Source organism: Nigerium massiliense (assembly GCF_000826085.1).
In the GTDB taxonomy this organism is placed as follows: domain Bacteria; phylum Actinomycetota; class Actinomycetes; order Propionibacteriales; family Propionibacteriaceae; genus Propioniciclava; species Propioniciclava massiliense.
This window is the reverse complement of record NZ_CCYM01000002.1, coordinates 692501-717859: the sequence shown is the minus strand read 5'-3', so window position 1 is coordinate 717859 and position 25359 is coordinate 692501. Positions and strand designations below refer to the sequence as shown.

General features: G+C 70.8%; 20 protein-coding genes and 1 riboswitch. Of the genes, 10 read left to right on the top strand and 10 right to left on the bottom strand.

Going from position 1 to position 25359, the window contains the following annotated elements:
* Positions 1-35: 35 nt before the first annotated feature.
* The 6 genes from BN1187_RS04745 to BN1187_RS04720 form a co-directional block, all read right to left on the bottom strand.
* A complete protein-coding gene (locus tag BN1187_RS04745) occupies positions 36-746 on the bottom strand; it encodes a hypothetical protein (protein WP_040159197.1) in 711 nt (236 codons plus the stop codon).
* Positions 743-1396: a 4'-phosphopantetheinyl transferase family protein gene (locus BN1187_RS04740; RefSeq protein ID WP_147675073.1), complete on the bottom strand. Its 654-nt coding sequence runs from the start codon at positions 1394-1396 to the stop codon at positions 743-745. Before BN1187_RS04740 ends, BN1187_RS04745 begins: the two co-directional genes overlap by 4 nt.
* Complete coding sequence (locus BN1187_RS04735) at positions 1396-2043, bottom strand: BPL-N domain-containing protein (protein WP_040159196.1); 648 nt, start codon at positions 2041-2043, stop codon at positions 1396-1398. The genes BN1187_RS04740 and BN1187_RS04735 overlap by 1 nt, the downstream gene beginning before the upstream one ends.
* Positions 2040-3314 (bottom strand): heparan-alpha-glucosaminide N-acetyltransferase domain-containing protein, encoded by a 1275-nt coding sequence (locus tag BN1187_RS04730; protein WP_052462289.1) that lies wholly within the window; start codon positions 3312-3314, stop codon positions 2040-2042. Before BN1187_RS04730 ends, BN1187_RS04735 begins: the two co-directional genes overlap by 4 nt.
* The gene (locus tag BN1187_RS04725) at positions 3311-7366 is read right to left on the bottom strand and encodes a Pls/PosA family non-ribosomal peptide synthetase (protein WP_072041952.1); all 4056 of its coding nucleotides are present in this window, start codon (positions 7364-7366) and stop codon (positions 3311-3313) included. The genes BN1187_RS04730 and BN1187_RS04725 overlap by 4 nt, the downstream gene beginning before the upstream one ends.
* A 428-nt stretch (positions 7367-7794) precedes the next feature.
* Positions 7795-9306, bottom strand: a complete 1512-nt coding sequence (locus tag BN1187_RS04720) for a DUF2252 domain-containing protein (protein WP_040159193.1) — start codon at positions 9304-9306, stop codon at positions 7795-7797.
* 71 nt (positions 9307-9377) lie between these two features.
* On the opposite strand from BN1187_RS04720, the gene pdxH reads away from it, so the two are divergent.
* Together pdxH and BN1187_RS04710 are read left to right on the top strand one after the other, a co-directional pair.
* Positions 9378-10010 (top strand): pyridoxamine 5'-phosphate oxidase, encoded by a 633-nt coding sequence (gene pdxH / locus BN1187_RS04715; protein WP_052462288.1) that lies wholly within the window; start codon positions 9378-9380, stop codon positions 10008-10010.
* Between the two features lie 51 nt (positions 10011-10061).
* Positions 10062-10475: a hypothetical protein gene (locus tag BN1187_RS04710; RefSeq protein WP_052462287.1), complete on the top strand. Its 414-nt coding sequence runs from the start codon at positions 10062-10064 to the stop codon at positions 10473-10475.
* Between the two features lie 24 nt (positions 10476-10499).
* Here BN1187_RS04710 and thiD read toward each other — a convergent pair whose 3' ends face one another.
* On the bottom strand, positions 10500-11312 hold the full coding sequence (thiD, locus tag BN1187_RS04705) for a bifunctional hydroxymethylpyrimidine kinase/phosphomethylpyrimidine kinase (protein ID WP_040159191.1): 813 nt from the start codon (positions 11310-11312) through the stop codon (positions 10500-10502).
* Positions 11313-11410: 98 nt separating this feature from the next.
* Positions 11411-11493: riboswitch (TPP riboswitch) on the top strand.
* Positions 11494-11497: 4 nt separating this feature from the next.
* Between thiD and BN1187_RS04700 the strand changes: the two genes are divergently transcribed.
* From BN1187_RS04700 to BN1187_RS04690, 3 genes are read left to right on the top strand one after another with little or no spacing between them, the layout of a single operon-like run.
* Entirely contained in the window at positions 11498-12940 is a 1443-nt protein-coding gene (locus BN1187_RS04700) for an MFS transporter (RefSeq protein WP_072041951.1), read from the top strand.
* Complete coding sequence (gene thiM, locus BN1187_RS04695) at positions 12937-13734, top strand: hydroxyethylthiazole kinase (protein WP_040159188.1); 798 nt, start codon at positions 12937-12939, stop codon at positions 13732-13734. The genes BN1187_RS04700 and thiM overlap by 4 nt, the downstream gene beginning before the upstream one ends.
* Positions 13725-14396 carry a thiamine phosphate synthase gene (locus BN1187_RS04690; RefSeq protein WP_040159186.1) on the top strand — a complete coding sequence of 224 codons (672 nt, stop codon included), beginning with the start codon at positions 13725-13727 and terminating at the stop codon, positions 14394-14396. The genes thiM and BN1187_RS04690 overlap by 10 nt, the downstream gene beginning before the upstream one ends.
* Here the strand turns inward: BN1187_RS04690 and ilvD are convergent.
* Complete coding sequence (gene ilvD, locus BN1187_RS04685) at positions 14384-16225, bottom strand: dihydroxy-acid dehydratase (RefSeq protein ID WP_040159183.1); 1842 nt, start codon at positions 16223-16225, stop codon at positions 14384-14386. The genes BN1187_RS04690 and ilvD overlap by 13 nt on opposite strands.
* Before the next feature lie 123 nt (positions 16226-16348).
* Between ilvD and BN1187_RS04680 the strand changes: the two genes are divergently transcribed.
* On the top strand, positions 16349-16969 hold the full coding sequence (locus BN1187_RS04680) for a class I SAM-dependent methyltransferase (protein WP_040159182.1): 621 nt from the start codon (positions 16349-16351) through the stop codon (positions 16967-16969).
* Positions 16970-16985: 16 nt separating this feature from the next.
* Here the strand turns inward: BN1187_RS04680 and BN1187_RS04675 are convergent, their stop codons facing one another.
* Positions 16986-18197: an MFS transporter gene (locus BN1187_RS04675; protein ID WP_040159179.1), complete on the bottom strand. Its 1212-nt coding sequence runs from the start codon at positions 18195-18197 to the stop codon at positions 16986-16988.
* Complete coding sequence (locus BN1187_RS04670) at positions 18194-18943, bottom strand: phosphotransferase enzyme family protein (RefSeq protein ID WP_147675072.1); 750 nt, start codon at positions 18941-18943, stop codon at positions 18194-18196. Before BN1187_RS04670 ends, BN1187_RS04675 begins: the two co-directional genes overlap by 4 nt.
* 107 nt (positions 18944-19050) lie before the next feature.
* Between BN1187_RS04670 and BN1187_RS04665 the strand changes: the two genes are divergently transcribed.
* From BN1187_RS04665 to BN1187_RS04645, 4 genes are all read left to right on the top strand, one after another.
* Positions 19051-19974, top strand: a complete 924-nt coding sequence (locus tag BN1187_RS04665) for a suppressor of fused domain protein (protein ID WP_040159175.1) — start codon at positions 19051-19053, stop codon at positions 19972-19974.
* Between the two features lie 146 nt (positions 19975-20120).
* Entirely contained in the window at positions 20121-21674 is a 1554-nt protein-coding gene (locus BN1187_RS13785) for a serine/threonine-protein kinase (protein ID WP_052462285.1), read from the top strand.
* Positions 21675-21727: 53 nt separating this feature from the next.
* Positions 21728-23725, top strand: a complete 1998-nt coding sequence (locus tag BN1187_RS04650) for a M3 family metallopeptidase (RefSeq protein ID WP_052462284.1) — start codon at positions 21728-21730, stop codon at positions 23723-23725.
* A gap of 200 nt (positions 23726-23925) precedes the next feature.
* Entirely contained in the window at positions 23926-25320 is a 1395-nt protein-coding gene (locus BN1187_RS04645; protein ID WP_040159168.1) for a GntP family permease, read from the top strand.
* Positions 25321-25359 lie beyond the last annotated feature (39 nt).

The following is a 25359-nucleotide window of genomic DNA, read 5'->3' as shown; positions in this document are numbered from 1 at the left end:
GACGCGGCGCCGGGAACGACCGGTGCAGGATCGGATCAGCGCAGGATCGGATCGGCCTCGATCTCGTAGTTGCCGTTGTACTCGCTGATCAGCCAGCCGCGGTCGGGCGTCTTCTGCATGACGTAGCTGACCTGGCGGTCGATGACGGCCTCCACCGGGCTGTGGTCGGTCGCGAAGTGGGCGATCGTGCGGTGCTCCAGCGACACGGTCACCTCCTGCGGTTGCGCCACCGAGGTGCTGCTCGAGAGCCGCTGGTTGTCGGCCGAGTGCGGCCTGGCCTCGACCTTGACGTGGGTGACGTCCTGGCTCTGGATGATCGGCCGGGCAGCCGGGCGGCGCCAGGTCGGCTCGTCCAGGGCGAACACCTTCAGGCCGCGGAAACTCTCCCGCTCCGCACGGTCGCCCGACGCGATCTTCGGCGCGACCTGCTGCCACGAGGCGTAGGTTTCCGGCGTCAGCGCCTGCTGCAGTCCGGCCCCCAACTCGTCGACGGTGTAGGTCTTCCGCTGCGGGTCGAGGAGGTTCTCCTCGGTGCCGTGCGCGAGGGTGAACGTGACGGCGGCCTGCGCGGCGGCCTTCGCGTCCTGCTCCCCGACGCTGGCCTTGGCGGCCGGCGCGACCGCCACGCTCTCCACGTAACGGGTGGGGACGACGGAGTCGGGGTCGGTGGTGATGGTGCAGCCCGTGGTCAAGACCGCCACCGTGGCCGCCAGGGCGGCGACTCGGGTGATCGTGAACTTCTTCATCGCTGATCTTCCTTCATGTCGTGCAGATCGAATGTGGGGATGCCGCCACCGGTGATGGCGAGGGCGCCGGCGAAGCCGACGGGGAGGTCGAGGTCGGCCAACTGGACGGAGTCCGCATCCGGCAGCGGCCAGGACAGGACGCGGGGCGGTTCGTCGGGGCCGGTGAGGTGGACGTCCTGGGGCGGGACGCCGAGGCCCTGCCCGGTCGCCTTGAGCGCCGCTTCAGTGCGCACCCACTGGCGCGCGACGTCGGCCGCGGGCGTCCGGTCGGCCAGGCCGACCAGGGACGCCGCGCCGTCGGGTACCGCGTCGACGGCCTCGATGTCGAGGCCGACCGGCCGGTTGGCCACGGCGACGCCGACGAGTTCGCGGCTGCGCGAGGCGCTGAACTGCACCCGATTGCCGGCCACGGACGGCTTGCCGTGCCCGGACGCCCCGCAGAACGCGCAGGACCGGGCGAAGCTCAGCGCGTCGGGGCTCAGCCCGAGGACCTCGCCGAGGACGCGCCGCACGAGCGCGTGGCCGGTGACGTAGGAGGCCCGCTCGGTGGGATCGGCCAACCGGTCGAGGCTGCCGAGCTCGTCGGCGTCGAGGAGCGCCAGATCGGCGTCCTCGGTGCCCACGACAGGGGCGGTCCATACGCCGGTCATCACGCCACCAGCCGCCGAACGATGTCCAGTGCCAGGTCGTCGGTGCCCGGGGTGGCCACGGGCAGGTCGTCGTCGATGAACCAGTCGTCGGTCGCCTCAGGGTGCGGGCCGACCGCGGCGACCCGGCCGCGGCCGTAGTCGTTGATCACCGCGGCCGGAGCCCCGTTGGTGTACCGGGCCACCACGTCGGTGGTCGGCCCTGTTTCGAAAGTGCAGCCGTCCTGGAAATACACCCGACGCGGGTGACCAGCCCACATCACCTCGAGAACGGCTGCACTCTCGGTCGCGATCTCTGCCCCTGGCGTCGCGATGTACTGCATCGCATCGCCGTCCAGAAGCCCGAGACCGGGAGTGTGACCGGCGAGGTAGGCACCCAGGCAGAAGCCGAGGTAGCGTCCGCCGCCGGACACAAAGTCGGTGATGACGTCCGCGTGCTTGCGCATGTGCCGCCAGGCGGGTTCGAGTTCGTCGCCGCCCGGCTGGGCGTAGACGGCGGCTTGAGCGAGCGAGCGGGCGTCCAGCTTGAACTCCTCGCCCTTACCGGCGTAAGCGACGTCGAACCCGGCCAGGCGAAGGATGCGGGCCGCGGCCTCGGGGCATCCGTCGGTGCTGGCCTTGCCGCGGTACACGAGGGCGAGGTTGCTCATCGCTGCTTCGATCCCATGATCAGCGACTTGGTCGCCTTCGCGCCGACGTTGACGAGCCCCTCCAGGGGCCCGCGCTGGAACTTGCGGCTCCACAGGAAGGCGAAGCCCAGCAACAGCACGACCTGGACGGCGTAGCCGAGCCACTCGAAGTTGAGCAGCCACACCTGGGAGGCCACCATCACGAGGTGCAGGGAGTACATCGTCAGCGGCATGGAGCCCATCAGCGCCAGCGGCCGGACGGCCTTCGGCATGACGACGCCGATCATCATGCAGGCGCCCAGCACGCCGCAGGCGACGCCGAGGGTGAACAGCAGGTCGAACGGCGTGGACGTGTGCGGCGCCAGGACGCCGAGCCACCACAGGGAGTCGGTCGGCAGCGTGCCGCCCGCGCCCCACACCAGAAGCGAGGTGAAGTCGTCCAGCGGCATCGTGCGCGCGGCGACGTCGGCCAGCGCCTGACGGCCGCCGAGGGCGTCCATGAGGACCCAGTTGGCGCCGGCGGTGAGCAGGGCCACCAGGGTGCCGCCGAGCATCAGGGACAGCGCGACCCAGCGGCGGATGTTGAGGCGGCCGATCGCCATGCCGGCCAACACGTAGGACATCCAGGCGACGGCCGGGTAGACGCCCGTGAGCATGAGCTGCGTGAACGTCTGGCCCGGGTTGGCCATCAGGCTGGCGAACGTGTGGTTCGTCGGCTCGACGACGGGCAACGTCATGCGGGCGGCGTGACTCCAGAACGGAACCGCGATCGCGACGATGAGGCTCAGGGCGCCGAGCAGCGGGGCCGGGACGCGCAGGAACGGGATCGCCAGCACGAACAGCACCGCGTAGTACGGCAGGATCACGTTGGCCAGGTCGGTCGGCACGACGACGCCCAGCGCGAGGCCGATGACGCCGATCAGGATGGCGCGGACGACCAGGCTGCCCATGGCGGCCACCAGACCGCGGCCGCGCGGCGGGTTGCGGCGCCCGGTCGACAGGGCGATGCCGACGCCCGCGAGGGTGGCGAACAGCGCTGCCGAGTTGCCGGACGAGAGGCGCCACGACCAGGGCATGAGGCCCTCGTCGGTGACGTCGGTGATGATGTGGACCACCATCATGCCGAGCAGTGCGACGCCGCGGGCGACGTCGATGCCGACGATGCGCGGGCTCTTGCGGGCACGGGAGTTGAGCTCGGTCGGATCCTCACAGATGTGGGGAACCTCGACGAGGTCGCTCTCCGACAGATCGAAGTCGGACAGTGCGCGCCTCGGTTGCGTAGCGGTGCTCATGCGGAGACCTCCTCGGAGACCGCGTCGGCCTGCGGGGCCGGAGCGGCGTGACGGTTGCGGCGGGCGGGGATGCCTGCCCAGCGGGTGTTAGCGGGCAACGATTCGCCCTTCATCACCAGGGTCAGCGGGGCAACGCTGGTGTCCTCGCCCACGGTGGCGCCGTACAGCACCACCGCGCGGCTCGAGATGCTCGCGCCGTCCTCGAGGACGACGTGGCCCATCTTCATGACGCGGTCCTCGAACAGGTGCGTCTGCAGCGAGACGTCCTGCCCGACGGTGACGTCGTCACCGATCGTCACGAGGTCGAACTCGGTCAGGTAGGTGGTGTCGATCAGGGTCCGCTTGCCGACCTTGGCGCCGAACAGGCGCAGGACCGGGCCGAGCATCGGCGTGCCGGCGACCAGCGAGAGCAGCGCCGGGACGGCGGTCGTCTCGAAGATGCCCGTCATGAACTCGGTGCGGCGGACGAAGTTGCCCCACAGCGGCTCGACGCGAGCCCGGTAGCGGCCGACGATGATCCACTTCATCAGGGCGACGACCAGCGTGACGAGCAGGGAGCCCACCATCGCGACGACGCCGGTCATGAGGACGACGCCGATCATCGGCATGCCCTGCTGGGCGAACCAGGAGACGACCCACAGCGTGAAGAAGGTCGACAGAGCCAGCAGCGTCGGCGGGATCGTGATGCGGAAGAACTCGACGATGTAGCGCAGCGTCACCTTCCAGCGCGGCGGGGCGAACGTCGTCTCTTCGGTGAACTCGTCGTACTTCTCGCGCTGCGGCAGGAAGATCGGCGGGTTGCCCAGCCAGGACGTCCCGGCGGCGACGCCGCGCACCGGCGGGGTGCTCAGGACGCCGATGAGGGAGTCGTTGCCCAGCCGCGTGCCGGACGGGATGTAGGACGCGTTGCCCACGAAGGCGCGGTCCTCGACCACGGTGCGGCGGAAGGCCACGTGGCCGTTGGAGTACGTCGCGGAGCCGATGCTGGCCATGTCGGCGACGAAGGTTCCGTCGCCCAGGGTCAACAGGTCGGGGTCGATGTTCGCGATGGTCGCGATCTCGGAGTCCTTGCCGATGTGCGCGCCCAGCATCCGCAGCCAGTGCGGCGTGTAGAGCGTGCCGTAGAGCTGGTTGCTCAGGCCGAGCGACGCCTCCAACAGCTTGTCGCCGAACCACTTCTCGACGCCCAGCTCGGAGCGCAGGTGGTGGATGCCGACCGGCGTCTTCAGCAGCGCGAAGCGGCGGAACCACAGGATCAGACCGCACGCGGTGACCACGAACAGGGGACCGGTGAGCAGCGTCGCGATGAGTGCGGCGCCGTCCTCGAGGACCAGCAGCGTGAACCAGACGATGACCACGACGGGCACCATCGCCAGCATCGGCAGGAACTCCAGGAAGGTGATGCCGAAGGCGAACTTGCGGCGCAGGTCCTTCGTCCAGTGCCGGGGCGCCTGGTCGCACTCCATCATCGTGTCGATGACGGGGTCGTTGGCCTGCTTGATCTTGGCGGCGGGAGAGCCCGCCCAGACCTCACCGGCCGGGATGGACTCGCCGGCCAGCAGCAGCGACTGGGCCCGCATGACGGAGCGATCCCTGACGGTGCAGGGACCGGCCAGGGCGCAGTTGGCGCCGATCGAGGCGGTGTCCCCGATGACGATGCGGCCGATGTGGAGGCGTCCCTCGGCGATCTCGCTGGCGCGCAGGTGCGTCTCGTAGCCGATGGTGACGTTGTCGCCCAGCGTGACCATGGACGGCAGCGGGATCTGCGCGCTGCCGATGTGGCAGCCGGTGCCGATCGTGGCGCCCATGGCGCGCAGGTAGCGGGAGGCCCACGGGGACCCGGTCAGGTGGGGCAGCGGCGACAGAGTCAGCGAGCGCTGGACGAGCCAGACCCGCAGGTGCGTCGAACCGTAGAGCGGGTAGCTGCCCTCCTTGAGGTTCCGTCCGACGAGGCGGGCGGTGGCCAGCGGGAGCACCCACCGGGTGAACAGGTAGGTGAGCGGCACCGTGGCCATCATCTGCACGAGCATCAGCGTGGACGGCTCACCGCCGTGGATGCTGTACAGGATGCCGATGGGCAGCATCGACACCAGCACGATGAGGTACAGGTAGGCCAGCTGCGCCAGGCCGAACGCGAAGATGCGGCCGCGGCCGTAGACGACGCGGTCGGCAGCCTCGTCGGGCGCCTCCTGCGCTTCGGCTCCGGCGCTGTCGAGGAAGCCGGCGAGCTGCCGGACCGTCGGGTGCGAGTAGAGGTCGGGGATCGACAGGTCGTCGGTGCCCGGCATGCCCGAGTTGCGCAACTTCGAGACCAGGGTGGCCGCGATGAGGGAGTGCCCACCGAGATCGGTGAACAGGTCGGCCTCGGCGGACAGCTGCTCCACGGGCAGGCGCAGGGTCTCGGCCCAGACGTCGGTGACCGCGTTCTCCGTGTCGGTCTCGGGAGCGCTGTAGGTGTCGGCGCCACCGATGAGGCGCGGGTGCACCGGGGCGGGCAGTGCCTTGCGGTCGGGCTTGCCGGACGGCATCAGCGGGATGTCGTCGACGAACTCGATGTAGTCGGGGACCATGTAGGCGGTCAGGCGCTTGCGGGCGTGGTCGTGCAACGACGTCGCCAGCTCGCGGGTGCCCTCGACGCCCTTGGACGGCAGGATGTAGCCGACCAGCTCGCCGCCGGCGTCGTTGTCGATCTTGTTGACGACGGCCGTGGAGACGGAGTCCTTCTCGAGGAGGACCCCCTCGATCTCGCCCAGATCGACGCGGTGACCGCGGACCTTGACCTCGGCGTCCTTGCGGCCCAGGTAGACGATGTTGCCGTTCTCGTCGTAGCGGCCCAGATCGCCCGTCTTGTAGGTGCGGCGGCCCTGCTCGTCGATGACGAACTTCTCGGCGGTCAGGTCGGGACGCCCGACGTAGCCGACGGCCACGCCGACGCCGGTGATGCACAACTCGCCGGTCTCGCCGTCGGGGACGATGTTGAAGTTCTCGTCGCGCAGCGTGGTGCCGTAGGTGGGCAGCGCCTTGCCGATGGTGACGGGCTCGCCCGGGCGCAGCTCGGCCCAGGTGCAGCTCGCGGTGCACTCGGTGGGGCCGTAGGTGTTGAGGATGCGGCGACCGTGGGAACCCCAGCGCTCCACGAGTTCCTGCGGGCAGGCTTCGCCGCCCAGGTTCAGGGTGTGGATACGCGGGAGCGTGCGGTCCATGGTGGACAGCACGGTCGGCACCGCGTGCATGAACGTGATGCGGTTCTCGTCGAGGAAGTCGGCCAGGCCGGGGCCGACCTTACGGCCGTCCGTCGGGCCGGCGATGAGCGCGGCGCCCGTCGCCCAGGTCGTCCACAGCTCCTCCATCGAGAAGTCGAACGAGACCGACATGCCCTGGTAGACGCGATCGTCGGCCTGGACGCCGTAGATGACCTTCGCGACGTTGATGAAGTTGCAGATGGACGAGTGCGCCACCATGACGCCCTTGGGGCGGCCGGTGGAGCCGGAGGTGTAGATGATGTAGGCGACCGGGTCGTCGTCGTCCGTCAGGTGCAGACGCTCGGCGGGCTGCTGGGCGAGCTCGGCGGTGATCTCGTCCATGAACATGCGGCGCACATCGAGGCCCTCGCTGGAGGACGCCTTGTCGGTCGTCGTCAGCAGGACCTTCACCTGAGCGTCCTCGACGATGTACTGGACGCGGTCGTGCGGGGCGTTCGGGTCGATCGGGACGTAGGTGGCGCCCGACTTCAGCGCACCGAGGATCGCCTGGTACATGGCCAGCGACCGGTCGATGAGGATGCCCACGGTGTCGCCGGGGGCGATCCCGAGGCCGTTGAGGTAGTGTGCGACGCGGTTCCCGTCGGCGTCGAACTCGGCGTAGGAGCGCACGACGCCCTCACACTCGAGCGCCGTCGTGGACGGCGCGGTGTCGGCGATGTGCTCCAGGAAGTAGTACAGGCGCCTCGGCGGCTCACCCGACTCCCACCACGGTTGCGTGGAGCCGGCGTCCGTCCGCTCCTGGTGGTCCAGGTAAGTGGGCGCGGTCGAGTTAATAGGCGGTGCAGCCACCTGAGTTCCCCCCTCAGTCAAGCCCAGGGGAGATGAGAAAATGTGATCAGCGCATGGTCAGTACGCAAGACGCGTGTGGTCAGCACGCAATCCCCCAGGTCGTGACCAAATTTATCACGGAGGGTGTGAAAGATTGGTCCCCTGCCCGGGTGACTGGCCCGCTGACGGTAGATTTTGCCGGAAAAGGCGTCCGATCCCGGGGATAATGTGGCCATCAATCGTCGCTGAGTGCGAGGTTATGCGCCGGGCTCCCATGCCTATTCATCCCTGTGGTGACCAGCGGAAACGCACCATCCTCGCAAAACTGACCGGAGGCAGACGGCGTGCGCGCGACCGCGTGATTCCCGCGAACACGACTCATGAGTGTTTTCTCATGCAAAGAGTTGCCGATATCCGCGCCGGGCAGCCGCCCCGATCACGGTGCAGTCTCAGCCGCCCGGGCGGAACGCGGACCCCATGTTCTCCAGCGCGGACGGCTCGATCGGCAGCCGTCCCGACTTGGCCGCCGCGAGGAACTCGGCGTGGTCGGCTTCCGTCTGGTCGGCGTAGAGCCGGGCGAACCTGGCGAACGCGTCGGCCGCCGCGTTCGCCTTGCCCAGGTAGCCGGCGACCATCGACGCGCCCGACGTCCGGGCGTGGCCCTTGGCGAGCAGGTGACCGACGATGCCGGCGTAGTCGGTGAGGCCCTCGGCGCTGATGTTGTCCAGCGGCACGGTGCCCTTCATGTTGCGGAACTGCCGGACGTAAAGGTCCATGCGCGTCGGTTGCGTGCTGACGGTGCCGTCGGCGCTCTGTAACGGGGTGCCCTCGGGGAGCTCGACGGACGTCCAGCCGAGCAGGGGGTCGCTCACGGTCTGCAGGGCTTGCTGGTACTCGACGACGCGCTGACCCTGGTGCTCGTGGAGCGCCGCCTCGCCGTGCACGTAGCGGGCCAGCACCGAGCGGCGGGCCTGTTTGAGTTGCAGGAACAGCACGTCCTCGGGCGAGGACCCCTCGAGAAGGGCCACGTAGGCACGCAGCCCGACGGAGCCGACGCCGACCACCTTGTGCGCGATGTCGACGAGCGTGTAGCCACCGACGACGCGGCGCCAGTGCGGGGCGAGGGTGTCGAGGTAGTTGTCGAGAGCGGTGGCGACGGCGTTGTACTCGGCCTCGCTCAGGCGCGTGATGAGCGGCCTGTCCTCGATGATGCGGCGCTCACCGTTCTCCGTCTCGTCGGTGAACTTGGGCAGCGCCCGATCGGACGTCCGCTTGCGCGCCTGCTTGAGCGCGCGCTTCATCTCCTGGCGGAGCCCCTTCTCGGTGACGGTCTCGCTGAGCCGATCGGTGTCGAGGCGGTTGAACGAGCGGGCGAAAAGCGGCTGGTCGGCGAGGAAGACCATCTCGTCGCGGTAGGCGTGGACGCAGGTGCGGACGGCGTCCGCGCACTCGTCCTCCTTGTAGCCGTTCTCCCGCCCGGCCACGTAGACCGAGGCGGTGAGGCGTCGGACGTCCCACTCCCAGGGCCCCGGGTGCGCCTCGTCGAAGTCGTTCAGGTCGATGACCTGCTCGCCCTCGGGGGAGCGATAGAAACCGAAGTTGCCCAGGTGGGAATCGCCGCAGCTGATCGGGGTGATGCCGGTGGACGGCAGGAACGCCGAGTCGGCCGCCTGCACGACAGCGGCGCCGCGCAGGAAGCCGTAGGGGGAGGAGACCATGCGGCCCACCCTGATCGGGATCAGCTCGGGGATGCGTCCCGTGTGCGACTCCTCGATGAGGTCGACCGGCGAGCGGCGATGCGAGGTCGCCTTCCACGTGCCGAGCGACTTCACCGGGACGATCTCGCGCAGGTCGCGCCCGAGGCGGTAGCGCTCCTCGCGGGTGGTCGTCGGCGCGGTCAGCGACCGGAAGGATTCGCTGTTCGTCGTGGCGAGCACCGTGTGCTGAACGGACCTGGACATGGAACGCAGTATGGCGGACGCCTCAGAGCGGGGGCCAGTTGGGCGTCCCGGCCGGCACTAGGCTGAGCGCCATGGACGTCTCGAACATGCGCAGGAACTACGAGTCGGGCGAACTGGACGAGGGCAGCGCTGCCGCTGACCCGCTCGAGCAGTTCGATCGCTGGCTGAACGAGGCCGTCGCCGCCCAGATGCCCGAGCCGAACGCCATGACGCTCGCCACCGTGGGCGACGGTGGCCGACCGTCCGCCCGCATCGTGCTGCTGAAGGACTACGACGAGCGCGGCCTGGTGTTCTTCACCAACTACGACTCCCGCAAGGGCCGGGAGCTGGCCGCGAACCCGAACGCGGCGCTTCTGTTCCATTGGGTCGACATGGAGCGGCAGGTGCGCTTCGAGGGACAGGTCTCCAAGGTGCCCGCCGCCGAGTCCGACCACTACTTCGCCAAGCGGCCGCTGGGCAGCCGTATCGGCGCGATCGCGTCCCCGCAGTCGCAGGTGATCGCGTCGCGTTCGGTGATCGCCGAGGCGGAGAAGGCGGCGTCGGAGCGGTTCGGGGACAACCCGCCGCGTCCGGAGCATTGGGGCGGGTACGTGCTCACGCCGTCGGTGGTCGAGTTCTGGCAGGGACGGCCGAGCCGGCTCCACGACCGGCTGCGCTACAGCCGCGAAGGCGACGGCTGGCGCCGCGACCGGCTCGCCCCGTAACGCGTAACGGGCCGCGCGGGGTCGGGCAGGCGTCCTCGGTAGGGTGGCGGCATGGCTTCTGCTGAAACGTCCCCCGCCCCGTCGTCCGCCAACGGCGTCCTGATCACCCTGCGCGTCTTCGCGCTGATCACCGCGATCGCCTCGATCGTGCAGGCCGTGCTGGGCCTGTACCTGCGGACGGCGCCGTCCTTTCACTGGCACTCCATCGTCGCGATGATCGCGCTGGTGACCAGCGTCGTCGCTGCCGTCGCCGCGTTCCTGTGGTCGCGCCGCTCGGGCAACAAGGGCCTGTTCATGCACGCGGTGAGCGTTCCGGTGATCGGCCTGATCCAATTCGCGCTCGGCGAGATGAGCGTCACGATGGTGCACATCCTGCTGGGCTTCGTCTTCTTGCTGGACGCCGTCGCGCTGGTGACGCTCGCCTTCCGCAAGCCCGGCGTGAGCCGTCCGTCAGCGACCGTCTGACTGCGGGCGAGGACGTCCGCCGGGTCAGCCGGCCGGCCACCAGCGGTGGAAGTGGTGCACGGGTCCGTGTCCCTTGCCGACGTCCAGGGTGTCGGCCGCGGCCAGGGCGTCGCGGACGTAGGCGTGGGCGTCGGTGACGGCGCTGAGCCAGTCGTCGCGCTGCGGGCGCAGCGCCGCGATCGCCGACGACAGCGTGCAGCCGGTCCCGTGGGTGTTCTTGGTGTGGATGCGGTCCTGGGTGAGCCAGTGCTCGCCGGAATCGGCCAGCCAGAGGTCGGAGACCGTGTCGCCGTCGAGGTGACCGCCCTTGAGCAGCACCCCGCGGGCGCCGAGCTCGCGGATCCGGCGAGCCTGCGCGGCCATGGTCTCCGGGCTCGCCGCCTCGGGTAGGCCCGACAGCGCCGCCGCTTCGGGGATGTTCGGCGTCACCGCGTCCGCCCTGGCCAGGAGGCCGCGCATCTTGTCGAGGACGCCTTCTCCGGCCAGCGAGTCGCCCGAGGTCGCGACCAGCACGGGGTCGAGCACCACCGGTGTCTCGCTCGGCAGCGTGGCCAGGAACTCGGCGACGACGTCGGCGACCTCGCTCGAGCCGAGCATGCCGATCTTGACCGCGTCGATGCGGACGTCCGAGGCGAGGTTCGCCAGCTGGGTCTCGACGAAGTCGGCCGGCACCTGATGGACGACCTGGACGCCTTGGGTGTTCTGCGCGACCAGTGCGGCGATCACGCTGGTGCCGAACGCGCCCAGCGCGCTGAACGTCTTGAGGTCGGCCTGGATGCCGGCACCGCCGGAGGGATCGGTGCCCGCGATGGTGAGGGCCACGGGTGGTGGGGTCATGGGCGCCATTGTGAGCACGTTTTCTCGCGGCTGTCGACGGCCACGTTCTGACCGGGGGGTGGGCACACCGGCCGAGGCTCGCTAACATCGGCGGCACACACGGGAGCCCCCGCAGGGGCTGAGAACAGGCTGCAGCGGCCTGGACCGTCCGAACCTGTCCGGGTCATGCCGGCGAAGGGAGCGCAGTGCCCACCTCGAACGTCTCGTCGTTGCCCGCGGAGCGCGGGCTCAGTCTTGTCCCCGGTCTGCCGCCGTCCGGACGCGCAGCGGTGCGCGGCGGCGTCGCCGGAAACTACGTCGACCAGCTGAACATCTTCCTGCCGGTCACGGCGCTCGGCCCCGCGTTGCCGCTGCTCGCGGGCCAGGACGCGGCGGCGTCGTCCGTCGCGCTGGTCGTCATGGCCACCCTCATCGGGCGTCCGCTGGGAGCCATGATCTTCGGCCGTATCTCGGACGCCGTCGGCCGCACCAGCACCACCCGCGTCGCCATCGCCGGCACGGCCGCCTGCACGTGGCTCATCGCGCTGGTGCCCAGCCACGACGTGCTCGGCTGGGGCACCATGGCGGCGGTGATCGCGTTGCGGTTCCTCGGCGGGGTGTTCCTGGCCGGCGAATACACGTCGGCCATCCCGTTGGCCATGGAGTGGTCGGCCCCGCGGCGCCGCGGCCTGGTCTCCGGCGTGATCATGTCGATGGCCCCGTGCGCCCAGGCGACGATCGCCTTCGTCACGGTCGGACTCCTGGCGCTGCTCGGGCCGGACGCGTACGCGGCCTGGGGCTGGCGGCTCTCGTTCGCGGCGGGCGGCACGGCGTCCCTGATCATGCTGGCCTACTACACGCGGCGGGTCGCGGACGCCCCGGTCGTGCATCGTCCGCTTCCGGCGGTCGTGGCGGCGGACGCGGGGCCGGGGCGCCAAGGTCTGCTCACGGTGGTCTTCGGCCGCTACGCCGGCCAGTTCTGGCAGGTGTTCGCCCTGATGAGCGGGCTGTGGTTGCTCACCAACATGACCGTCATCGTGCTGACCGGACGCCTCGCCACCGACGCCGGCCTCGGCTCTGGCGGCGCCGCGCTGGCGATGGGCATCGCGTCCGTGGCGCAGGCGATCGCGATGGCGTTCGCCGGCCATTGGTCGACGCGCACGGGTCGCCGGCGGCTGTTCGTCGGCTGGGGCCTGCTGGCCGCGCTCGGCGGTCCGCTCGTGTGGTGGTGGATCACCGGGTCGGCGCACACGGCGCTGACCGCCGGTCTGGCGGCCGCCGTGCTGCAGGTGATCACCGTCGCGGCCTACGGGCCCGTCGGCGCCTACATCAACGAGCGGTTCCCGGCGCGGGTGCGCGCGACCGCGTACGGCACCGCGTACTCGCTGTCGATCGTCGTGCCGGCGCTGTACCCGGCGTACCTGCCGCTGCTGGGGTCGTGGCTGGGGCATCAAGGGGCGCCGATGGCGCTCATCGCGCTCGGTGGCATGCTGGTGGCGGCCGGCGGTGCGCTCGGGCCGCGGCTGTCGGCCGCCGAGATCGACGACGAGCTCGAGGCCGTCGCCGGGCGCCAGGAGGTCCCGGCGGGGGAGAACCTGGGCCGCGTGGCCTCGCCGTCCCGCCGCCGCCCCGACCAGGAGACCCTGTGACCGCCCTCAGCCGGTCCGCCGTCGCCGCGGTGCTCGACGACGTCCGCGCCCGCCAGCCGCTGGTGCACTGCCTCACCGCGACAGTCTCGATGAATTTCGTCGCCGACGCGATGCTCGCCGCCGGGGCGACGCCGATGATGACCGACACGGTCGACGAGGCGCCCGCAGTCAACGCGGTGGCGGACGCTCTGCTGATCAACCTGGGCGTCCTGTCGACCGACGTGGCGGCCGCGATCCCGCCGACGGTCTCGGCCGCACGGCTGCGCAACCAGCCGTGGGTGCTCGACCCGGCCGCGATCGGACGCGCCCCGGTGCGGACGCCGCTGGCGCACGCGCTGCTGCACCAGCGACCCGCGGTGGTCAGAGGGAACGCGTCGGAGGCGCTGGTGCTGGCGAGCGGCGGACAGGGCGGCCGCGGCGCCGACTCGGTGGCCGGTTCGGACGACGCGGTCGGCGCCGCCGAACAGCTGGCCGAGCGGCACGGCACCGTGGTGGCCGTCTCGGGGGCGGTGGACGCGCTCACCGATGGAAGCCGGACGGTCCGGCTGGCCAACGGAGACCCGTTGCTGACGAGGGTGACCGGCACGGGCTGTGTGCTGGGTGGGCTCACCGCGGCGTGCACGGTGGTGGTCGACCCGCTCACCGCTGCCGTCGCGGCGACCGCGTGGCTGTCGATCGCCGCCGAACGGGCCGCGGCGTCCGCGCGCGGACCCGGCAGCTTCAAGGTCGCGTTGCTGGACGAGCTGGCCCTGGTCGGGCCGGGCGAGATCGAGGAGGGATTGCGATGGGGCTGAGCGAGGGCATCGACTACCGGGTCTACCTGGTGACGTCCGGGGGTGGGGACCGCACGGTCGAGGTGGCCGCGGCGGCGGCGCGGGGCGGCGCGGGCGTCGTCCAGGTGCGGCTCAAGGACGCCTCGTCAGCCGAGCGCTTCGACCTGTTGGCGCGGGTGGCGGAGGCGGTCGCGGCCGCCCGGCCGTCCACCCGGGTGCTGGTGGACGACGACGTGGATGCGGCGAAGAGGGCGATGGACGACGGGTTGCCCGTCCACGGCGTCCACCTGGGGCGCGACGACCTGCCGGTGCGGGAGGCCCGCGCGCTGCTCGGCCCCACGGCGGTCATCGGGTGGACGACCGGCACGCTCGCGCTGGTGGAGGAGGCCAACGAGGTCGCCGACGTCATCGACTACGTGGGCGCGGGCCCGTTCCGCCCGACCCCGACGAAGGATTCCGGACGCCCGCCGCTCGGCCTGGCCGGCTACCCGGCGCTGGTCGCCATCGCGAGGATGCCGATCGTGGCCATCGGCGACGTGCGCCCCGAGGACGTCCCCGCGCTCTCGGCCACCGGCGTCGCCGGGGTGGCGATGGTGCGCTCCATCATGGCCGCGGACGACCCCGAGGGCCTCGTCCGGCGTTGCCTGGAGAGCTGGTCGGCCGCTACGGCTCAGTCGAGCTGACGCCGAGCGGCCCCCTTGTCGGCCGACAGGGCCAGCGACGCGTAGATCTTCAGCGCGTTGCTGACCTGACGCTCGCGGGACTTCGGCTTCCAGCCGATCCTGTCCCGCTCGGCCCGGCGGCGCGCCAGCTCGGCGTCGTCCACCTCGATGTCGATGGTGCGCTCGGGGATGTTGATCGAGACGATGTCGCCGTCCTCGATGAGCCCGATCGCGCCGCCCGCCGCGGCCTCCGGGGAGATGTGACCGAGGGACAAGCCCGATGAGCCGCCCGAGAAGCGTCCGTCGGTGATCAGCGCGCACTTCGGGCCGAGCCCCACGCCCTTGAGGTAGGACGTCGGGTACAGCATCTCCTGCATGCCGGGGCCGCCCTTGGGGCCCTCATAACGCACGACGACGCAGTCGCCCTCGACGATCTGGCCGCCGAGGATCATCTCGACCGCCTCGTCCTGGCTCTCGGCGACCTTCGCCGGCCCGCGGAACACCCACTGGTGCTCGGGGACGCCGGCGGTCTTCACCACCGCGCCGTCGGGGGCGATGTTGCCCTTCAGGATGCCCAGGCCGCCGTCGGCGGTGTAGGCGTGCTCGACGGAGTGGATGCACCCGTTCTCCGCGTCGGTGTCGAGGGTCTTCCAGCGGTTGGACGAACTGAACGCCTCCGTCGTCCGGACGCCGCCCGGCGCCGCGTGGAACAGCTCGACCGCCTCGTCGGTCGCCTTTCCCCCGCGGATGTCCCAGGCGTCCAGCCAGGACGCCAACGAGTCGGCGTGCACCGAGTGGACGGAGTCGTCCAGCAGGCCGCCGCGGTGCAGCTCGCCGAGGATGGCGGGCATGCCCCCGGCGCGGTGGACGTCCTCCATGTAGAAGTTGTGCGTGTTCGGGGCGACCTTGCAGATGCACGGGGTCTCGCGGGAGAGCCGGTCGATGTCGTCCTGGGTGAAGTCGACGCCGGCCTCGCGGGCGGCGGCGAGGATGTGCAGCACGGTGTTCGTCGAGCCGCCCATGGCGATGTCAAGGCGCATGGCGTTCTCGAACGCGGCCTTCGTGGCGACCGAGCGCGGCAGCACCGACTCGTCGTCCTGGTGGTAGTAACGGTCGGCCAGGTCGACGACCAGCGCGCCGGCCCGCTCGAACAGCCCGCGACGGGCCTCGGCGGTGGCTAGCGTCGAGCCGTTGCCGGGCAGCGACAGCCCGAGCGCCTCCGTCAGGCAGTTCATCGAGTTCGCGGTGAACATGCCCGAGCACGAGCCGCAGGTCGGGCAGGCGTTGGCCTCGATGCGGCCGATCTGCTCGTCGCTGATGCTGTCGTCGACGGACTTGATCATGGCGTCGATCAGGTCGAGGCGGGTGTCGGCCTCGCCGTCCACGATCACGGCCTTGCCGGCCTCCATGGGGCCGCCGGAGACGAAGACCGTCGGGATGTTCAGCCGCAGCGCCGCGATGAGCATGCCGGGGGTGATCTTGTCGCAGTTCGAGATGCACACCAGGGCGTCGGCGGCGTGCGCGTTGACCATGTATTCGACCGAGTCGGCGATGACCTCGCGGCTGGGCAGCGAGTACAGCATGCCGGCGTGGCCCATCGCGATGCCGTCGTCGACGGCGATGGTGTCGAACTCGCGTCCGATGCCGCCAGCCTCGTTGATGGCCTCGACGACCAGCTGGCCGATGTCCTTCAGGTGGACGTGGCCGGGCACGAACTGGGTGAAGCTGTTCGCGACCGCGACGATCGGCTTGCCGAAGTCGGAGTCCTTGACGCCGGCGGCGCGCCAAAGAGCGCGCGCGCCCGCCATGTTGCGGCCGTGGGTCGTGGTGCGGGAGCGGAGCTGAGGCATGGGTGCAAATCCTTTCCGACGAGGTTCCAGGCTAGTCGCTTGAGAAACGTCGCCCGCTGGCGTCCGGTTTGGGCGATGATGGGCATACATGCTGGAAACGACATGTTGTGAGAGGTTTCCCCCATGACCGACCCCTCCGAAGTCGACGAGCGTCCCGGCGACACCACCGATGAGGAGTACACGCGGCGCCTCATCGCGATCAGCGACAAGCCCTGGAAGAAGCTGCTGCACGTTCAGGCGCCCTACCAATGGGATCTGCGGCGGCTCAAGCTGGGCCGCTGCCTCGAGGTCGGGTGCGGCATCGGCCGCAACCTCGTCTCGCTGCCCGGCGGCGTGGGTGTCGACCACAACGAGTACTCCGTGGCCGAGTGCCGCCGGCGCGGCTTCGAGGCCTACACAGTGGAGGAGTTCTTCGGACGCGTCGACCTCACCCGCCCGGGCTCGTACGACTCGCTGCTGGCCTCGCACCTGGTCGAGCACGTGCCGCGGGCGGACCTCGACGACATCCTGGGCATGTACACGCCGCTGGTGAAGAAGGGCGGCCGCTTCGTGTTCATCACGCCGCAGGAGAAGGGGCACGCGTCCGACCCGACTCACCTCGGCTTCACCGACTTCGACGTGCTCGCCGACGTGGCCCTCGCCCACGGGGCAGTGCCGATCCGGCAGTACTCGTACCCCTTCCCGCGCTGGGCCGGGACGCTGTTCGTCTACAACGAGTTCCACCTGGTGGCGCGGAAGGGCTGAGGCCCCGGCGGGCCGCTCAGGTGACGGGCTGTTCGTCGCGGACGACGGTGTCGCGCGTCAGCAGCCACGGGACGCCGGCGAGCAGCAGCAGGACGCCGGTGGAGCCGAACGCGAACCCGAAGCCGAACCGGCCGGCGAGCAGGCCCGCGGCCATCGGCCCCAGGATGGCGCCGAGGTCGGACGCCATCGAGAACGCGGCGATGGCCTGGCCGCCGCTGCGGTCGCGTCCGACGATGTCGGCCAGCGCGGCCTGCTGGGCGGGCGCGACGAGGGCGGCCCCGGCGCCGCCGAGCGCCGACAGCGTCAGGAACAGCGGGATGCCCGTCACCCAGCCGAACGCGATGTTCGCCAGCCCGCACACCAGCAGCCCGATCAGCACCACCGGACGGCGTCCGCGGGAGTCGACGAGGCGTCCGGAGCCCTGGAGCGTGAGGAAGTTGCCCAGCGCGAAGGCGGTCAGGCCCAGACCGGCCATCGGCGCGCCGATCGTGGGGACGGCCGCCGCGAACAGCGGGATCAGGGCGACCCGCACCCCGAAGTTCGTCCAGCCGTGCGCGAAGTTCGCCACCAGCACGGCCCGGTAGGCGGGGTTGGCGAGCGCCTCGCGAAGGCTCAGCACAGCGGGTCGCTCCTCGCCCTCGGACGCCGGACGCAGCTGAGCGGTCGAGAGGAAGGTCGCCGCCACGATGGCGGCGATCACCAGCGCGACGGCGTAGATGAGGAACGGGGCGCGGAAGCCGAGGAACGACAGCGCCGAGCCGAGCACGGGCCCGACCACGTTGCCGACGAGGAAGCTGGTGCCGTAGAGGGCGGACGTCCGGCCGCGCAGCTGCGGCGGAGCCAGCCGGACGATCAGGCCCATGGCCGCGATCGTGAACATGGTCGAACCGATGCCGCCGAGCCCGCGGAACACCAGCAGCTGCACGTAGCTCTGCGCGAAGGCGCAGGCCGCCGTGGAGGCGGCGACGATGAAGAGGCCGACGACGTAGACGATGCGCTCACGGAACCGGGTGACCAGCCAGCCGCCCGCCGGGGTGAACAGCAGTCGCATGGCCGCGAACGCGCTGACGATCATGGACGCCGCGGCGACGCCCACGTCGAACTGCTGGGCGTACTGCGGGAGGACGGGCGCGATGATGCCGTAGCCGAGCGCGATGATGAACGCCGCGGCGATCAGCACCCAGATCTCGCGCGGGGTCCGGCTCGGCTGAGCCGGGGCTCGCCTCATTTGAGCAGGGACTTCAGGTACTCGGCGTCCCGCGAATAGTTGTGGGCGTCCTTGGCGAGAGCATCGTTCTTGGTGGCCTTGGCGTGGCCCTTCGTCATGTCGGCCAGGTCGTCGAGCCGGTCGATGACGGTCAGGAGCAGCTGCGGCACGGAGATGCCGACGTCCGTGCCGTAGGCCTCGAGCAGCAGGCCGATGCGCCGCTCCAGCTTCAGGCTGAGGTCGGGGGCGTCCGGGTTGCTGGGCCGCATCAGCGGGGCCAACCGATAGGCGAGGTAGGCCAGGTCCCAGACGCGGGGGCCGGGGCCGGCGAAGTCCCAGTCGATGAGGCCGACCGGCTCATGGTTCTTGAACACCATGTTGTAGGGCGCGAAATCGTTGTGGCAGATGACCTCGGCGGGCTGCTGGCGGGGGGAGCGCCACCGCATCCCGGGACGGTCGAAGTCGACGGTGAGGTCGTGCAGCTGCCGCATCCAGGTCGCGGCGGTCGTCAGCACCGACTCGTCGTAGACCCAATCGGGAAGCGGGTAGGTCGGCACCTTGCCCTTGAGGTAGGTCAGCGCCTCGCGGCCGCCCTCGTCCCAGCCGAGCGGCTCGGGGCACCAGTCGACCCCGTTGTCTTTGAGATGGGTGAGGAGCGTCTGGACGGTGCTGCTCCACGGCCCGGATTCACGCCGCACCTCGCCCCCCACACGCGAGACGGGCGTCATGTGGCCGCCCTTGAGCGGCTTCTCCACCGAGTCATTCACACCTCAGACTGTAGTCGGGACTTCGTCGAGACACACCACTCGCGCGCACACGCGCGCACCCGGCGGGTGACCGTGCGCTAGCGTCGAGGCGAGTCAGGAGGAGGGCCATGACCGATCCCACCGACGAGGCGTCCAGGCAGCGCGACGCCGAGAACCCGGCCGGTGCCCCCGGTCAGCAGGACGCGGCGGCCCAGGGTGGTCCCTTCGCTCTGCTGCCCGGCGACGGGGCCTACGTCGACCGGCTCTTCGCCGAGTTCGGCGCGCAGGCCGTCGAGCTGGAGTCGATCGGCGGGGGCGCCGTCCGCCTGCTGGGCTTCGAGCACGAGGGCTACCTCACGGTCGCGACGCTCGGCCTGCACCGCGTCCCGCTGGACGAGGGCGAGCCCGCCGAGCTGACCTGCGACGCCGACCTGGACACGGTGGGCGCCGCCGTGGTGACGCTGCGGGTCGCCGCCGAGCACGTCGTGGTCTCCCGCCGGGCGCTCGTTCCGGGACGGGTGCTGGTCAACGAGGTGCCCTACCTCGAGGGCAGCACGATCTCGGGGCTCGTCGCTCTCGACGAGGGCGAGGCGTCGGCTGTGCGCTCGGCGGACGGGCAGGTGGCGGGGCGGCTGCACCGGGTGGTGATGCTGACGAACGTCGAGGCGCGCTACGTGGCGGCGTACGGCCTGGACGCCCTGCCCGAGCGCGCGGACGCTGCGGCGCTGCGCAACCCGGAGCGCCCCGACCTGGTGAGCGTCGACGACCTGCCGATCCCGGACGTCCCGGTGATCGTCTCGCGCATGCTGGACGATCAACCCGCCCGCTGGGTGGAGGTCGACTACGCCGGACGCTACGTCGCGCTGACGATGGCCGAGTCGGACGCCTTTCTGGACGACCCCGCGAACCTGGACGTCTGGCCGCTCGCCCGCCTGGTCGAGCGCAACCCCGGGCTGAGGGAGTTCGCCGTCTCCGCCGTGCCCGGCGACTGCATCCGCTACTCCGACGACGACGGGTGGGTCGCCGCGCGCCAGGACGGGTTCCTGGAGTAGGGCGTCCCGGTCGCGGACTCGGGGCCTCGGCCGTCGGTCTCGGGGCGCCTCGCGGTGCGACCGCGGTCCGAAAAGGGTCCCCCGGCGGACCGAAGGTGGTTCCGCCGGAGCGCGACTCGTGTCCGCTTCCACCTAGACTCGACGCCATGTACGAGGGTGCCCTGGTCGCCGGACGCTACCGGCTGCAGGCCCGCATCGGCTCTGGGTCGATGGGGCAGGTCTGGCGCGCCCTCGACGAGCGCCTGCAGCGCACGGTGGCCGTCAAGGTCATCGACATGTCGCAGAGCAACGAGGCGGTGACCCCCGAGCGGGTGCAGCGCGAGGTGATCGCGACCGCGCGGCTCAACCACCCCAACATCGTCACGATCTTCGACGCAGGCACGGACGCCGACCTGGCGTTCCTCGTCATGGAACTGTTGCCCGGACGCTCACTGGCTCAGCTGGCGCGCGACGAAGGCGTCCTGAACGTCGACGACGTCATCGACATCGCCCTGCAGGTCTCCCGCGCGCTCGAGGCGACGCACGCCATCGGCGTCGTCCACCGCGACATCAAGCCCGCGAACATCATGATCGCCGGCTCGAACGTGAAGATCCTCGACTTCGGCATCGCCCAGCTGACCTCGGAGAACGCGGCGACGCTGACCTCGCCGACGACCGCGCTGGGCACCGCGGCGTACATGTCGCCCGAGCAGGCGCTCGGCACGCGACCCGGGCCGCCCGCCGACATCTACTCCCTGGGCTGCGTGCTCATGGCGCTGCTGACGGGCGCGCCCCCGTTCACCGGTGGGACGTCCATCGAGGTGGCCAACCGCCAGATCAACGAACAGCCGCCGCTGGTCACTGACCGCCGCCCGGGGGTCCGCGCCGGGGTGGACGAGCTGATCGCGTCGATGCTGGCGAAGTCCGCCGACCGGCGGCCCACCGCGCGGCAGCTGACGGACGCCCTGCTGCGGCAGCGGCGGCAGTCCAGCGACGCCACCTCCGTCCTGGCGCCCGGGCGCACCGCCGTCCTGCCCGGCGCGGGTGCCACCGCGGTGCTGCCGGACGGACCCGGCGCGCACGCCCCGACCAGGCTCGTGTCTCCAGGGGAGGCGCCCGGCATGCAACCGGTCCCGGGCCGCACCAATTCGGCGCGTCGGATGCTTGCCGGCGCGGGTGCGCCGGTTCCGAACGGCTCGCGGCGCGCGCCCGGCGGCGACCCGTGGTTCGGCCGCGGCCTGCGGCTCATCGTGGGCGTCATCGTCACGGCGGTGGTGCTGGGGCTGGTGTGGGTCGCGGGCTCGGCGCTGTTCCGGTCGGCGACGTCGGCGCTCAGCCCCGCCCCGGGCGCGTCCCCCTCGCCACGGACGCGCACCACGACGCAGGCCCCCGGACCGGTCTTGCCGTCCATCCAGCTGCCGACGATCCAGGCACCCACGTTGCCCTCGGTCAACACCGCGGCGCGGCGGGCGGCCGTCCTCGCCGTCGACGGCGCCCTGCGCGCGTTGTCCCCGTCTACCCCCGCCGGGCAGCAGACGAAGGACGCGCTGATCAGTTCGTGGTCGAAGGCCAGCGACCGCATCGTCGCCGACAAGAACGCCTCGGCCGAGCTGTCGAACTTCTCCCGGCAGGTGGACCGCGCGCACGAACGCGGCCGCATCAGCGACGCCGAACACACCGCCGTCTCCGTGGCGCTGCGGGGCGTGGCCGGGATCATCTGAGCCGCCCCGCTCCCGAAACCCGGGTGTCACGACGCCGTGGTTGAATGGCGAGCATGACCAGCCTCGACCCGTCGAACCCGTTCGCCGCCCCGTCCACGCTCGACTACAAGCTGCCGGACTTCGCCGCCATCAAGCCCGAGCACTACCGCGCCGCGATCGACGCGGGCATGGCGGAGTCGCTCGCCGAGCTCGACGCCCTCGCGTCCGAGGTGGAGCCCGCGACGGCCGAGAACGTCCTCGACGCCTGGGAGCGCTCCGGTGCGCTGCTCGACCGCACGCTGACGGCCTTCTACACGGTCAAGGCGTGCGACACCAACGACGAGCTCGACGCGATCCAGGCCGACTACGCGCCGGTGCTCAGCGAGTACTCCGACAAGATCTACATGGACCGCCGCCTCTACGACCGGTTCGCCGAGCTGGCCGGCCGGGTCGACGCCGGCGACGTCGAGCTCGACCCGCAGGCGTCCTGGCTCCTCACCGAGCTGATGCGCAGCTTCGTCCGGGCCGGCGTCACCCTCGGCGAGGAGGATCAGCAGAAGCTGCGCGACCTCAACGGAAAGCTGGCCGAGCTCGGCACCCGCTTCGAGAAGGCCAACCTCGCCGCCCGCAACGCTGCCGCCGTGCAGGTCAGCGACGAGGCCGAGCTCGACGGGCTCTCCGACGAGGAGAAGCAGTCGCTGCGCAACGACGACGGCACCTGGACCATCGCGCAGGTCAACACCAGCCAGCACCCGCTGCTGGCCAAGCTGACCAACCGCGGGTTGCGTCGGCGCGTCTACGAGGCGTCCGTCTCGCGCGGGCTGTCCGGGGACGCCGACACCCGCCAGATCATCGTCGACATCGCCCGGCTGCGCGCCGAGCGGGCCAACCTCCTCGGCTACCCGAACCACGCCGCGTTCGTCACCGAGCGGTTCTGCGCGAAGAACACCGACAACGTCAACGAGATGCTCGGCAAGCTCGGCCCGGCGGCGCTCGCCCAGGCCCAGAGGGACGCGGTTGATCTCGAGGCCCGGCTGCAACAGATCGAGCCGGGGGCGTCGCTGGAACCCTGGGACTGGTCGTTCGTGGCCGAGCTCGTCCGCAAGGAGCGCTACGACCTCGACCTCGACGGGCTCCGGCCGTACCTCGGGGTGCAGAAGGTGCTCGATGCGGTCTACGGCGCGGCGACGAAGCTGTACGGCATCACGTTCACCGAGCGGCCCGACCTGCGCGGACACACCGAGGACGCTGTGGTCTACGAGGTCGCGGACGCCGACGGCACCAAGCTGGGGCTGTTCATCATGGACTTCTGGGCGCGGCCGTCCAAGCAGGGCGGCGCCTGGATGAACTCCATCGTGAACCAGTCGCACCTGCTCGGCGACCTGCCCGTCGTGACGAACAACTGCAACTACTCCCAGGGCACCACCACGATCAGCTGGGACGGCGTCATCACGATGTTCCACGAGTTCGGGCACGCGCTGCACGGACTCTTCTCCGACGGGCGCTACCCGTCGACGTCGGGCACCTCGACGCCGCGCGACTTCGTCGAGTTCCCCTCGCAGGTCAACGAGCACTGGGCGTGGGAGCCGGACGCGGTGATCCCGGCCGATTGGGCCGCGAAGATGACCGAGGCGGGCCGTTTCAACCAGGGCTTCGGCTCGTTCGAGACGCTTTGCGCGCAGATGCTCGACCAGGCCTGGCACCAGGCCGACCTGGACGCGCTCCCGACGTCGGGGGATCAGGTCGAGCAGTTCGAGCGCGAGGCGCTGGAGCGCGTCGGTATGAACTACGACCTCATCCCGCCGCGCTACCGCACCCAGTACTTCAGCCACATCTGGGGGTCGGGCTACTCGGGCGCGTACTACAGCTACGTGTGGGCCGAGGTGATGGACGCCGACGCGGTGGCCTGGTTCACCGAGAACGGCGGCGGCACCCGGGAGAACGGCGACTACTTCCGGCGGACGCTGCTCGCGCCCGGCGGGTCGGTCGACGTCATGGACACCTGGCGGAACTTCCGCGGCCGCGACCCCGAGATCGGGCCGCTCCTGGAGCGCAAGGGCCTGCAGGTCTGAACGACGAGGCGGGACGCCCTGGCCTGTTCCGGTGAGCGGCGCCGGCCGCGGCGTCCACGCAGCAGAGCCCGGAACGCGGTGGCAAGATGTGGGGTCACCGGTCGCGTCCCGTCGGCCGGCCGCGCCGTCTCCACCGGCTCCTGCCGCGCGTCGCCGCGGACGGGGCTCGCGGCGCGGAGAATCCCCTCGCAAGGAGTCCCATGGAGATCGAAGGTTGGACTCAGACGCTCGGGGCCGGACCGCTGCTCGGCATCGCGGCCGGCGCCATCGCGCTGATCCTCGTCCTCGTCATCGGCCTGCGCCTGCACGCCTTCCTCACGCTCATCCTCGTCAGCCTGGTCACGGCCTTCGCGACCGGCATCCCCATGAACAAGATCGTCGACGTCCTCGTCAGCGCGTTCGGCTCCACATTGGGGTCGGTCGCGCTGCTCGTCGGTCTCGGCGCCATGCTCGGCAAGCTCATCGAACACTCGGGCGGCGCCACCGTCCTCGCCGAGCGGCTGATCTCGGCGTTCGGCGAGAAGCGCGCCCCGCTCGCCCTGGGCGTCGCGTCGCTGCTGATGGGCTTCCCGATGTTCTTCGACGCCGGCCTGGTCGTCATGCTGCCCATCACCTTCGCCGTCGCCGCCCGGCTGGGCGGCCCGGTGCTGCGCTACGCAATCCCGACCGCCGTGGCGTTCTCCGTCATGCACGTCTTCGTGCCGCCGCACCCCGGCCCGGTCACCGCGTCCGAGGCGTACGGCTCCAACCTCGGCCTGGTGCTCGCGCTGGGCCTCGTCATCGCGGTCCCGACCTTCTACGTCACCGGCGTCCTGTTCGGCAGGTACTGCGCCAAGAAGTTCGGCTTCACCATCGACGAGGACTCCATCTTCGGCGCGGACGCCGACGAGGAGGCGACCATCACGAACCCGCCGCGCGTGGGCACCGTGATCGCCGTCTTGCTGCTGCCCATGCTGCTGATCTTCCTCAACACCGGCCTCGACTTCGCGCGTGCTGCCGGGCTGGTGAGCAAGGACGCCCTGTGGTACCAGTTCTTCCGGACGGTGGGCTCCTCGCCGGTCGCCCTGCTGATCTCGGTGCTCGTCGCCCTCGTGGTGCTGGGCTTCCGCCGCGGGGAGAACGGGACGGCGCTGGAGAAGATCGTCGACTCGGCGCTCGGGCCGATCTGCTCCGTCGTCCTCATCACCGGCGCCGGCGGCATGTTCGGCGGCGTCCTGCGCGCGTCCGGCATCGGCGACGCCCTGTCGAACTCGCTGAACAACCTCGGCCTGCCCGTCATCCTCGCCGCCTACGTCATCGCGGTCGTGCTGCGCGTGGCCCAGGGCTCCGCTACCGTCGCCCTCGTCACCGCGGCCGGCCTCATGGCCCCCGCGGTCGCCGCCGGCGGCTACTCGCCCGGCCAGATCGCCGCGATCACCGCCGCCACGGCGGCTGGCTCGGTGTTCGCCAGCCACGTCAACGACTCAGGCTTCTGGCTCGTCGGGCGCCTGTTCGACATGGACGTCGCGACGACCCTGCGCACGTGGACGATCCAGCAGACCCTCGAGTCGCTCATGGGCTTCGGGCTCGCCTGGGTGGCGTTCCTGATCCTCTAGAGATCCTGCGAACGTGGCTCGGCCGTCCACCCAGGGAGG

What these genes read in the sequence shown, in the direction of transcription:
- BN1187_RS04745 (WP_040159197.1), bottom strand. Translation starts at nt 746, where the DNA reads ATGAAGAAGTTCACGATCACCCGAGTCGCCGCCCTGGCGGCCACGGTG.
- BN1187_RS04740 (WP_147675073.1), bottom strand. Translation starts at nt 1,396, where the DNA reads ATGACCGGCGTATGGACCGCCCCTGTCGTGGGCACCGAGGACGCCGAT.
- BN1187_RS04735 (WP_040159196.1), bottom strand. Translation starts at nt 2,043, where the DNA reads ATGAGCAACCTCGCCCTCGTGTACCGCGGCAAGGCCAGCACCGACGGA.
- BN1187_RS04730 (WP_052462289.1), bottom strand. Translation starts at nt 3,314, where the DNA reads ATGAGCACCGCTACGCAACCGAGGCGCGCACTGTCCGACTTCGATCTG.
- BN1187_RS04720 (WP_040159193.1), bottom strand. Translation starts at nt 9,306, where the DNA reads ATGTCCAGGTCCGTTCAGCACACGGTGCTCGCCACGACGAACAGCGAA.
- pdxH (WP_052462288.1), top strand. Translation starts at nt 9,378, where the DNA reads ATGGACGTCTCGAACATGCGCAGGAACTACGAGTCGGGCGAACTGGAC.
- BN1187_RS04710 (WP_052462287.1), top strand. Translation starts at nt 10,062, where the DNA reads ATGGCTTCTGCTGAAACGTCCCCCGCCCCGTCGTCCGCCAACGGCGTC.
- thiD (WP_040159191.1), bottom strand. Translation starts at nt 11,312, where the DNA reads ATGACCCCACCACCCGTGGCCCTCACCATCGCGGGCACCGATCCCTCC.
- BN1187_RS04690 (WP_040159186.1), top strand. Translation starts at nt 13,725, where the DNA reads ATGGGGCTGAGCGAGGGCATCGACTACCGGGTCTACCTGGTGACGTCC.
- ilvD (WP_040159183.1), bottom strand. Translation starts at nt 16,225, where the DNA reads ATGCCTCAGCTCCGCTCCCGCACCACGACCCACGGCCGCAACATGGCG.
- BN1187_RS04680 (WP_040159182.1), top strand. Translation starts at nt 16,349, where the DNA reads ATGACCGACCCCTCCGAAGTCGACGAGCGTCCCGGCGACACCACCGAT.
- BN1187_RS04675 (WP_040159179.1), bottom strand. Translation starts at nt 18,197, where the DNA reads ATGAGGCGAGCCCCGGCTCAGCCGAGCCGGACCCCGCGCGAGATCTGG.
- BN1187_RS04665 (WP_040159175.1), top strand. Translation starts at nt 19,051, where the DNA reads ATGACCGATCCCACCGACGAGGCGTCCAGGCAGCGCGACGCCGAGAAC.
- BN1187_RS13785 (WP_052462285.1), top strand. Translation starts at nt 20,121, where the DNA reads ATGTACGAGGGTGCCCTGGTCGCCGGACGCTACCGGCTGCAGGCCCGC.
- BN1187_RS04650 (WP_052462284.1), top strand. Translation starts at nt 21,728, where the DNA reads ATGACCAGCCTCGACCCGTCGAACCCGTTCGCCGCCCCGTCCACGCTC.
- BN1187_RS04645 (WP_040159168.1), top strand. Translation starts at nt 23,926, where the DNA reads ATGGAGATCGAAGGTTGGACTCAGACGCTCGGGGCCGGACCGCTGCTC.